Genomic DNA, 10,633 nt, shown 5'->3' with positions numbered 1-10,633 from the left:
CCATCTCCAAAAACCGCCCACCCCGAGGCAACAAATCCAACGACGCATCCACAAACCCACCAGCCAACGAATTCAACACCACATCAACACCCGCACCACCCGTCACCCCCAAAAACTTCTCCCGAAACGACAGATCACGCGAATTACCAATATGCGCGTCATCCAACCCCATCCCCCGCAACACATCCCACTTCCCCACACTCGCCGTCGCGAACACCTCAGCCCCCCGCAACCGCGCCACCTGCACCGCAGCCATCCCCACCCCACCCGCACCCGCATGCACCAACACCCGATCCCCAGCACCCAACCCCGCCAACTCCACCAACCCATACCACGCCGTCAAAAACACCACCGGCACCGCAGCCGCCTGAGCCAACGACAACGACGAAGGCACCGGCCGCACCAACCGATAATCCGTCACCCCCAACGGACCAAACGACCCATCAAACGCACCAAACACCACATCCCCCACCCCCACACCCGACACACCAGAACCCACACCCACCACCACACCGGCGCCCTCACTGCCGAGAATCTCCCGTTCCCCGGGATACATGTCGAGCATCATCAGGACGTCCCGGAAATTCACGCCGGCCGCGTGCAGTTCCACCCGGATCTGCGTCGGGCCGAGTTCCGCGGAATGGCCACCGGAAACCAGCGCGAGATTCTCGGTCGAGCCGTCGCTGAGGGTTTCCAGGCGCCAGTCCAGGGTGTCGGCCGGCGGAATGAGAGAACCACCGGTGGAGACCGGGGCCAGCCGCGCGGCCAGCACCCGACCATCCCGCACCGCCAACTGCGTCTCCCCCGCCACCCACACCGCGGACCCACCCTCAGCCACATCCAACAACCCAAACCGACCCGGATTCTCCGACTCAGCCGACCGCACCAACCCCCACACCCCAGCACCCACCAGATCCAACACATCCTCCCCACCCACCGACACCGCACCCCGCGTCACCAACACCAACCGCGAACCCGACCACCGCTCCTCCCCCAACCACCACTGCACCAACCCCAACACCGAAGCCACCGAACCCAACACCCCACCCGAACCCACCCCCACCAACACCACATCCGAAACCTCGACCTCCGCCAACCCCGCCACATCCCCCACCCGCACCACACCCTCAACCCCACACGACACATCCCCCACCACAACCACCGAACCCACCCCAACACCCGCCACCGACACCCAATCCACCACGAACATCGAATCGTCGAACGAGCGCGAGACATCGACGCGCTCCCGCGTGGCGGGCAGCTCGGCGAGGGTGAGGGAGTCGATGGTGAGGACGGCCTGGCCGGCGACGTCGTCCACCACCAGGTGGTAGCCGTTCTCGCCGGTCCTGGTCAGCCGGACCCGCAGACGGCTCGCCTCGGTGGCGAACAGGCCGACCCCGGCGAAGTGGAACGGCACCACGGCCCGCGACCCGCCGCCGGCGGCCCGCTCCTCCAGGCCGGTGGCATGCAGAACGGCGTCCAACAGCGCCGGGTGGATGGCATAACCGCCCAGCTCAACGCCCTCGGGGAGCGCGACCTCGGCATAGACCCGCTGCTCGTCGGCCGACACCCAGGCCGCGGTCAGACCACGGAAGGCATCCCCGTAGGACAGGCCCGTGCGCGCCAACTCCGCGTAGAAACCGTCGAGATCGACCACGGCGGCCTCAGCCGGCGGCCACGCCTCCACAGGCGTCTCGGGAAGGTCCGGCTGTTGGGGAGTGAGGGTGCCGGTGGCATGCCGCACCCACTCCGACTCGGCCGAGGACCGCGCGTGGACGGACACCCCACGCTCGCCGGTCTCGCCCGGCTCCTCGATCCGCACCTGAATGTCCACCGCCGCGTCCGGGGACAGCACCAGCGGGGTGTGCAGCATCAGCTCCGACACCCCGGCACAGCCAACCCGTTCACCGGCGGACAGCGCCAGCTCGACCAGCGCCGTGCCGGGCAGCAGCACCCGGTCGTTGACGACATGACCGGTCAGCCAGCCCTCCCGACCGGTGTCGATCCGGCCGGTGACCACGATCTCGCTGGAGCCGGCCACCTCGACCACCGCACCCAGCAGCGGATGGGAGATCCCCGCCAGACCCAGCCCGGCGACATCGCGCGCCCCGCCCTTACTCAGCCAGAACCGCTCCCGCTGGAACCCGTAGGTCGGCAGGTCAACGCGTGGCGTCTGGCCGCCGCCCAGCTGGTCATAGACCGTCTGCCAGTTGACGGGGACGCCCCGTACCCACAGGCGGGCGGCCATCTGGAGGAGGGTCTCGGCCTGGGGGCGTTGGTTGCGGAGAGAGGGGATGACGGCCTGGGCGTCGTCGTCGAACACGTCGATGACGGAGCCGGAGAGCACCGCGTCGGGGCCAAGCTCGATCACAGTGGTCACGCCGGCATCCCGCATCGCGGCCACACCCCGGGCGAACAACACCGGCTCACGGACATGCCGCACCCAGTAACCAGCCTCGGCCACCTGCTCGCTGACGAGGGTGCCCTCGACATTGGAGACCAGACCGAGTTGGGGGGTCTGGAACTTCACGGCCGTGAGGCGTTCCGCGAACTCCCCCAGGACCGGGTCCACGAGGCGGGAGTGGAAACCATGGGACACGCTCAACCGGCGGGCCCGCACACCCCGGTTTCCACACGCCATCGCCACCCGGTCCAGCGCCTCGACCGCCCCGGAGAGGACGACCTGCTCCTCGCCGTTCACCGCCGCGATGTCCACGCCGAACTCGGCCGCCACCTCTTCGGCCTGGGTTTCGGTGAGGTCGGTGACGAGCATCCCGCCACCCTCAGGAAGCTCCTCCATCAACCCCGCACGCGCACACACCACCGCCACCGCGTCGGGAAGCGACCACACCCCGGCAGCCCAGGCGGCCACCAACTCACCAACCGAGTGCCCGCCGACGACATCGACCTGGACGTTCCAGGACTCCAACACCCGCCACAGGCCCACGCCGACGGCGAAGAGCCCCACCTGAGCCCAACCCGTCCCCTCCAACACCTCAGCGTCACCGGAGAAGACCACCTCCCGCAGCGAGCCGTCACGGCGCTCGTCGACCAGCGCGCACACCTCGTCGAAGGCGGAGCGGAAGGCGGGGAAGACCTCATACAACTCCCGACCCATCCCCACCCACTGCGAGCCCTGACCCGAGAAGACCACCCCAACCTTGCCACCCACCACAGAGCCGACGACGTCAGCCAACTCGGCGTCCCCGCCCCAGGTCACCGCACGATCCGGCAACCCAGCCCGCCCCAACAACGACCGACCCACACCCACCACATCAAGACCATCCACCCCGGACCGCAACCGCGCCACCTGGGCCGACACATCACCCCGCGCCGACACCACCCACGGCACCGGCACACCCCCAACCCAACCACCGGAGACACCCTCCCCACCCCACGAGGCCACATCAGCCGGCGCCTCCTCCAACACCACATGCGCGTTCGTCCCCGAAATACCAAACGACGACACCGCAGCCCGACGAGCCCGACCCACCTCCGGCCACTCCCGCGCACCATCCAACAAACGCACCCCACCACCAGACCAATCCACATGCGAAGAAGGCCGCTCAGCAAACAACGAACCCGGCAACACCCCCCGCCGCAACGCCATCACCATCTTGATAACCCCACCCACACCAGCAGCCGCCTGCGCATGCCCGATATTCGACTTCAGAGAACCGAGCCACAACGGCCGCTCCACATCCCGATCCCGCCCATACGTCGCCAACAACGCCCCCACCTCGATCGGGTCCCCCAACACCGTCCCCGTCCCATGCCCCTCCACCACATCCACATCCCCACCCGACAACCCACCCGCAGCCCACGCAGCCCGAATCACCCGCTCCTGCGACGGACCATTCGGCGCCGTCAAACCATTCGACGCACCATCCTGATTCACCGCCGACCCCGCCACCACACCCAACACCCGACGCCCACCAGCCCGCGCCGAAGACAACCGCTCCAACACCAACACACCCACACCCTCAGCCCACCCCGTACCATCCGCATCATCCGAAAACGCCTTGCACCGCCCATCAACCGCCAACCCACCCTGCCTGCTGAACTCCACGAACGCGTCGGGCGTCGACATCACGGTGGCGCCGCCGGCCAGTGCCAGCGTCGACTCGCCACGGCGCAGGGACTGCACGGCGAGGTGCAGCGCGACCAGGGACGAGGAGCAGGCGGTGTCGATGGTGACGGCTGGGCCTTCGAGGCCGAGGGTGTAGGCGACCCGGCCGGAGGCGACGCTGGCGGAGCTGCCGTTGCCGAGGTGGCCTTCGAGGCCCTCGGGGATCTCGTGCAGGCGGGAGCCGTAGTCGTGGTAGGTGATGCCGGTAAACACGCCGGTCTGGCTTTCGCGGAGCGACAGCGGGTCGATGCCCGCGTCCTCCAGCGCCTCCCAGGAGGTCTCCAACAGCAGCCGCTGCTGCGGGTCCATGGCCAGCGCCTCACGCGGCGAGATCCCGAAGAACGCCGCGTCGAAGAGGAGCGCGTCGTGCAGGAAGCCGCCGCGCGTGGTGTAGGTCTTGCCCGACTTGTTCTGGTCCGCGTCGAAGAGGTCGGGATCCCAGTCCCGGTCGGTCGGGAAGTCGGTGATCGCGTTGTCCCCGTTGGCGACGAGTCGCCAGAGGTCCTCCGCGGTGTACACGCCGCCCGGGAAGCGACATCCGATGCCGACGATGGCGATCGGTTCGTTGTCCCGTCGCTCCGCCTCACGCAGTTGCCTGCGTGATTCCTGGAGATCAGAGGTGGCTCGCCTGAGGTAACTGAGAAGCTTCTGTTCGTTGTTCTCTGTCAACTTGGTTCCCTGAACTCCTGAACGTGCCGGAATGACGTTCCTGCGGCTACGGTTCTGAACTGGCGAGGGGGCCGAGCGGCGTGTACGGGGTGCGCGAGGTCAGCCGCGGGTGTCGCGGTGTTCGACGACCATTTCCTCCAGGTTCCTGACCACCTCGGCGGGGGTCGGGTAGGAGAGCATCTCCTCCTGGATGACGGCGGCGTTCTTGGCGAACGAGTCGTCGCTGAGGATGCGGTTCACGGAGTCGCGGACGTCGGCGGGCTTGAGGTTGTCCGGGTCGACCATGATGCCGGCGCCGAGGCGCTGCGCGTTGCGGGCGACGAAGTCCTCGTCCCAGGCCCAGCTGGGCGAGATGACCTGCGGCACGCCGCGGACGAAGGCGTTGTTGCGGGTGCCGGCGCCGCCGTGGTGGACGATGGCGGAGCAGGTGGTCAGCAGCGGCGCGAGCGGGACGAAGCCGACGATCCGCACGTTGTCGGGGATGGTCGCGACGCGGGTGATCTGGTCCTCGTCGAGGGTGGCGACGACCTCGGCGTCGACCTCGCCGAGGGCCTCCATCAGTTCGGGCAGCTTGACGGTGGCGGAGACCAGGGTGAAGCGGTCGTCGTCGACCTGGCGCAGGGAGAGGCCGATGGTGAAGGCGACACGCGGGCGCTCGGCGGGCACCTTCAGCCAGTCGGGCACCACGGAGGGGCCGTTGTAGGGCAGGTAGCGCATCCGCTGCCGGCGCAGGTCCCAGGCGTCGTAGGAGAAGGAGGGGTTGGAGTCGATGGTGACGTCGCCGAACATCAGGCGCGGGTCGTACTCCTCCCCGACCAGTTCCAGGCGCTTGGTGAGCAGCTTGGACATGGGGTTGTCGTAGTCGTCCCACTCGCCGGCGTCGGCTATCACGTTGGCCATGCGGACGAACTGGTCGCGGCCGAACAGGATGCGGACGCTGAGCGCGTTGGCGACCTGCGAGGCGACCTGGCCGACGAGGCTGATGGTGTCCCAGAGGACCACGTCGGGCTTCCAGGAGCGGGCGAAGTCGGCGATGTCGCGGACGGCTTCCTCGTGGCCCATGTAGCCGAGGCTGTAGTCGGAGTACCAGACGCCGAGGGCTCGGCGGGCGAACTCGGCGTTGAGGACCTCCGGGTCCTCCTCGCGGATGTCCCACTTGGTGCCGTGCGCCAGCTGGTCGTACGGGTAGGTGCGGACGTCGGCCATCATGTCCTGCTCCAGGCCGATCGGCACGTGGGGCAGGCCGGAGGCGACGACGTGCCGCTCCATCTGGGGTGGGCCGGCGACATAGACCTCGTGGCCAGCGGCGCGGAAGGCCCAGGCGAGGTTGACGGTGTTGTAGAAGTGCGTGTCCGCGTCGAAGATCGCGAGGAGAATACGCATCCTGACTCCCGGGCAGAGTGAGATCGGGGCGCGCGCTTGCCGGTCTGCACTCTCACCGGGGTCCGCGCGAAGAAAAGGTGACAACATCGTGGCTGCGGTCGTCACCCTATGGACGCGGACGGCGCCCGGAGACCCCTAATCGACCCCTAAGGGCGGGCTCGCACGATCTTGTGTGGCCTTACTCGCCGAGCGTGCGCAGCGCTGTGACCAGGTCTTCTCCGGAGAGGGACATCTCCGGATCGACGATCCACTGGAGCATCAGGCCGGTGAGGAGGGCGAGCTGGGCGCTGCCGGCGGCCCAGGCCGCGCGGTCGTCCAGCTCGGGGTTGGCCTTCTGGAGTTCGCTGCCCATGGCCTGCCTGATCTTGCGCAGGTAGGGCACGAGTTCGGCGCGGAGGGTGGGCGCGTACTGGGCCTGGATGTAGGCCTCGACGCTGGCCGACCACACCGGGCGGTGTTCGCCGAGCTCCTGGGTCATCATCTCCCAGGCGCCGCCGAGCTGTTCCTTGAGCGGCTCGTCGTCGGGCGGGTAGGCGGTGTCGAGCTGCTCGCCGAGGTCCTGGAGGACTTCCATCATCGCCGCGTGCAGCAGCGCTTCCTTGGAGCCGAAGTGGTACCCGATGGACGCGAGGTTGGTGTTGGACGCCTCGACGATGTCACGCGCGGTGATGCGCGCGTAACCCTTCTGGTAGAGGCAGCGCTTGGCGCCGGCCAGGAGATCCTCACGGTGACCCACAGGTACACCGTAGGCGACAACCGGTCGGACGGACACCAGGGGCGGGACCTATACACGCGTCTTATACACACGTATGATTGCTCGCATGGTCGCCACCTCCGAGCGCGCGGGGACCAGAGAGTGGCTGGGGCTGACGGTCCTGGTGCTTCCCGTGTTGCTGATCTCCGTCGACGTGAGCGTGTTGTTCATCGCGCTCCCCTCCATCTCCGCCGACCTCCAGCCGAGCAGTAGCCAGCTGCTGTGGTTCGCGGACATCTACGCCTTCGTCCTCGCCGGCCTGCTGGTCACCATGGGTTCGGTCGGCGACCGGATCGGGCGTCGCAAGCTGCTGATGCTGGGCGCCCTCGGGTTCGGCGCCGCGTCGGTGCTGGTGGCCTACTCCAGCAGCCCGGCCATGCTGATCGCCGCCCGCGCGATCCAGGGCTTCGCCGGCGCCACCCTGATGCCCTCCACGCTCTCGCTGATCCGGAACATGTTCCACGACCGGCAGCAGCGGGCCCGGGCCATCGGCATCTGGACCACCGCCACCTCGGCCGGCATGGTGCTGGGGCCGGTGGTGGGCGGCATCCTGCTGGAGCACTTCTGGTGGGGTTCGGTCTTCCTGATCAACGTGCCGGTGATGGTGGCGCTGCTGCTGCTCGCCCCCTCCCTGGTGCCCGAGTACCGGCACCCCAGGGCGAGCCGGTTCGACCTGCTCAGCTCGGCCATGTGGCTGGCGGCGGTGCTGCCGGTGGTCTACGGGATCAAGCGGATCGCCGAGGAGAGCGCCGTGGACGCCACCGCGACCGCCTGCATCGCGGCCGGGCTGCTGCTGGCCTATCTCTTCGTCCGCAGGCAACGGGCGCTCACCGACCCGATGTTCGACGTCACGCTGTTCCGGCAGCGCGGCTTCGCCACCGCCATCAGCACCAACACCCTGGTCTTCTTCGGCATGTCGGGGCTGACCCTGTTCACCGTCCAGTACCTGCAACTGGTCCTCGGCATGTCGCCGCTGCGGGCCGGCCTGTGGTCGCTGATCGGTGCGGTCGGCGCCGCGATCGGTGCCACGGTCGGGCCGACCCTGCTCAACCAGTACCGGCACGCGCACATCCTGGGCCTCGGGCTGGTGATCGCGGCCGGCGGCTTCACGGTGATGACGCAGGTCGGCCTGGACTCGCTGGCCCTGCTGCTCACCGCCAACGCCATCGCCGCGGTCGGTATCGGCATGGTGGTCGCGCTGGTGACGGACATCGCGGTGGCCTCCGCGCCACCCGAACGGGCCGGCGCCACCTCGGCGATGGCCGAGACCAGCACCGAGTTCGGCGGGGCGCTGGGCATCGCGGCCCTGGGCTCCATCGGCAACCTGGTCTACGGGCGGGCCATCGAGGAGGACCTGCCCCCGGGCCTGCCGGCGGAGGCGGCCGAGCCGATCAGCCACACGCTGGCCACCGCGGTCGAGGTGGCCGCCAGCCTGCCGGGCGACGTGAGCACCGCGGTGCTGGAGGCGGCGCGCTCCGCCTTCACCGAGGGGCTGCACGTGCTGGCGATCTTCAGCGCCTGCGTGATGCTGCTGCTCGCGGTCCTGGCGTTCTCCATGCTCCGGCACGTGACGGTGGTCGCCGCCCCGTCCGACCCGCACGACGTGGACGACCCGGACGACGGAACCGAGGGAGCCGGCGCGGACGCCGCCGCCGGGTCGGGGGCCGCCGTGCCCGGGCAGTCGGCGCCCACGGAAAAGACCGGCAAAGAATAGGGGATTGAGGGCGCCCGTCAGCAGCCACGACCACCGGTAAACAGGGGTTGACCAGCCATGGGAAGCAAACCGTATGGTGCCGGAATGTCCCAGCCCTTCTTCGACGCGCTGCTTCATGTCGGGCGCCCCAATCTCGGCGACCATGACCTGTTTATCAAGAAGATCGAGGGGGTGCTCGAGAATCGGTGGCTGACCGCCGGACCCCTTGGCGCTGAATTCGAACAAAGGATCGCCGAAGTGGCCGGCACGCGGTTCGCCGTGGCGACCTGCAACGCCACCGTCGGCCTCCAGATCGCCGCCAGGGCCTGCGGTCTCCGCCCCGGCGACGAGATCATCGTCCCCGCGTTCACCTGGGTCGCCACCGCGCACGCGGTGGACTGGATCGGACTCGTACCGGTTTTCTGCGACATTGACGAGGAAACCGGCAATCTGGATCCGGCCCAGGTGGCCCGCCTGATCGGCCCGCGCACCAAGGGCATTCTGGGGGTGCACGTCTTCGGCGTCCCGTGCGATATCGAGGGCCTTACCCGCATTGCCGACGAGCACGGCATACCGCTCATCTTCGACGCCGCCCACGGCATTGGCAGCTCCTATCGGGGAAAGCCGATCGGCGGCTTCGGCTCGGCCGAGGTCTTCAGTTTCCACGCCACCAAGTTCCTCAACAGCTTCGAGGGCGGCGCGATCGTCACCGACGACGAGGAGGTCGCCGAACGAGCCCGCGCCATGCGGAACTTCGGCATCGGCCCGGACCGCGAGGTCGGCTCCGGGGGCACCAACGGGAAGCTGACCGAGGCCGCGGCGGCCATGGGCCTGGTCTCGCTCGCCAGCGTCGACCACTTCCTGGCCGTCAACCAGGCCAACTTCGACGCCTACGTCGAGGGCCTGGCCGACGTCCCCGGTATCCGGGTGCGGCCGCTGCCGCTGCACCCGGAGGACCGGTGCAACCTCCAGTACGTGGTGATCGACATCGACGGGGAGGTCGCTGGCATCGACCGCGAGACGCTGGCCGCCACCCTGCTCGCCGAGAACGTCTCCTCCCGCCCCTACTTCTCCCCCGGCTGTCATCAGCTGACCCCCTACCGGGAGCGTCCCGAGGTGCACGCACCACACCCGCTGCCTCGGGCGGAGGCGCTGGCCCAACGCGTTCTCGCGCTGCCCACGGGCACCGCGGTGACGCCGTCGGATGTGGCCTCCATCTGCACCATCATCCGCCGCACCACCACATAAGAACGGGGTCCCACACATGTATGACGCGCAGTTCGCGGCCGTCTACGACCACATCTACCGCACGCTCAACGACTACTCCGAGCTCGCCCAGATGGTCGTCGACCTGGCAGTGGAGCACGGTGCCAACACCGGCGGCAGCCTGCTGGACGTCGGCTGCGGCACCGGTGAGCATCTCCGCTACCTGCGGAAGGACTTCGACGTCGTCGGGATCGACCTCTCCCAGCCGATGGTGGACCTGGCCCGGGAGAAGCAGCCCGACCTGGAGATCCACCAGGGCGACATGTGCGACTTCGACCTCGGGCGGACCTTCGACGTCATCTGCTCGATGTTCAGCTCGATCGGCTACCTCTCCACCGTCGAGCAGCTCAACGACGCGGTGGCCAGCATGGCCCGCCACCTGGCACCGGGCGGCGTGCTGGTGGTGGAGCCCTGGGTGGTCAGGGAGCGGTGGACCGGCGGCCAGCTGGCCCACCTGACGGTGGAGCGGGACGACCTGGTCCTGCAGCGGATGGGGCAGTGGCACACCGAGGGCCCCATCTCGAAGGTGGACATGCACTACCTGCTCTCCGGGCCGGACGGGGTGCGGCACTTCGTCAACGAACAGCGGCTGCGCCTGTACTCGCTGGACGAGTACCAGGAGGCGTTCCGGCTGGCCGGCCTCAACGGGCGGCTGCTGCTGGACCGGGGCAAGGCGGACCGCGGGGTGTTCGTCGCCACCCGGGAGGGCTGACGCCTTGCCCGAGAACTCAGACAGGGA

6 protein-coding genes are annotated in these 10,633 nt (G+C 68.6%); 3 read left to right on the top strand and 3 right to left on the bottom strand.

The window, feature by feature from the left end; translation table 11 throughout:
* The 3 genes from RM844_RS17430 to RM844_RS17420 all read right to left on the bottom strand — a co-directional run.
* The coding region (locus RM844_RS17430; protein WP_311668150.1) for a polyketide synthase at positions 1-4,798 on the bottom strand (4,798 nt) is incomplete at its 3' end.
* A 99-nt stretch (positions 4,799-4,897) separates the two neighbouring features.
* Positions 4,898-6,181 carry a nucleotide disphospho-sugar-binding domain-containing protein gene (locus tag RM844_RS17425; RefSeq protein ID WP_311668149.1) on the bottom strand — a complete coding sequence of 428 codons (1,284 nt, stop codon included), beginning with the start codon at positions 6,179-6,181 and terminating at the stop codon, positions 4,898-4,900.
* A gap of 178 nt (positions 6,182-6,359) precedes the next feature.
* A complete protein-coding gene (locus tag RM844_RS17420; protein ID WP_311668148.1) occupies positions 6,360-6,917 on the bottom strand; it encodes a TetR/AcrR family transcriptional regulator in 558 nt (185 codons plus the stop codon).
* Between the two features lie 85 nt (positions 6,918-7,002).
* Between RM844_RS17420 and RM844_RS17415 the strand changes: the two genes are divergently transcribed.
* The 3 genes from RM844_RS17415 to RM844_RS17405 all read left to right on the top strand — a co-directional run bounded on the left by RM844_RS17415 (position 7,003) and on the right by RM844_RS17405 (position 10,606).
* Positions 7,003-8,649: an MFS transporter gene (locus RM844_RS17415; RefSeq protein ID WP_311668147.1), complete on the top strand. Its 1,647-nt coding sequence runs from the start codon at positions 7,003-7,005 to the stop codon at positions 8,647-8,649.
* Between the two features lie 84 nt (positions 8,650-8,733).
* Positions 8,734-9,876, top strand: coding sequence for a DegT/DnrJ/EryC1/StrS family aminotransferase (locus RM844_RS17410; RefSeq protein WP_311668146.1), 1,143 nt, complete (start codon positions 8,734-8,736; stop codon positions 9,874-9,876).
* A gap of 16 nt (positions 9,877-9,892) precedes the next feature.
* Positions 9,893-10,606, top strand: a complete 714-nt coding sequence (locus tag RM844_RS17405; protein ID WP_311668145.1) for a class I SAM-dependent DNA methyltransferase — start codon at positions 9,893-9,895, stop codon at positions 10,604-10,606.
* The last annotated feature ends 27 nt before the right edge of the window (positions 10,607-10,633 follow it).

The organism is Streptomyces chisholmiae (assembly GCF_031845445.1).
GTDB lineage: Bacteria > Actinomycetota > Actinomycetes > Streptomycetales > Streptomycetaceae > Streptomyces > Streptomyces chisholmiae.
Note: the sequence above shows the minus strand (reverse complement) of the source record. Positions and strands in the feature narration are given on the sequence as shown.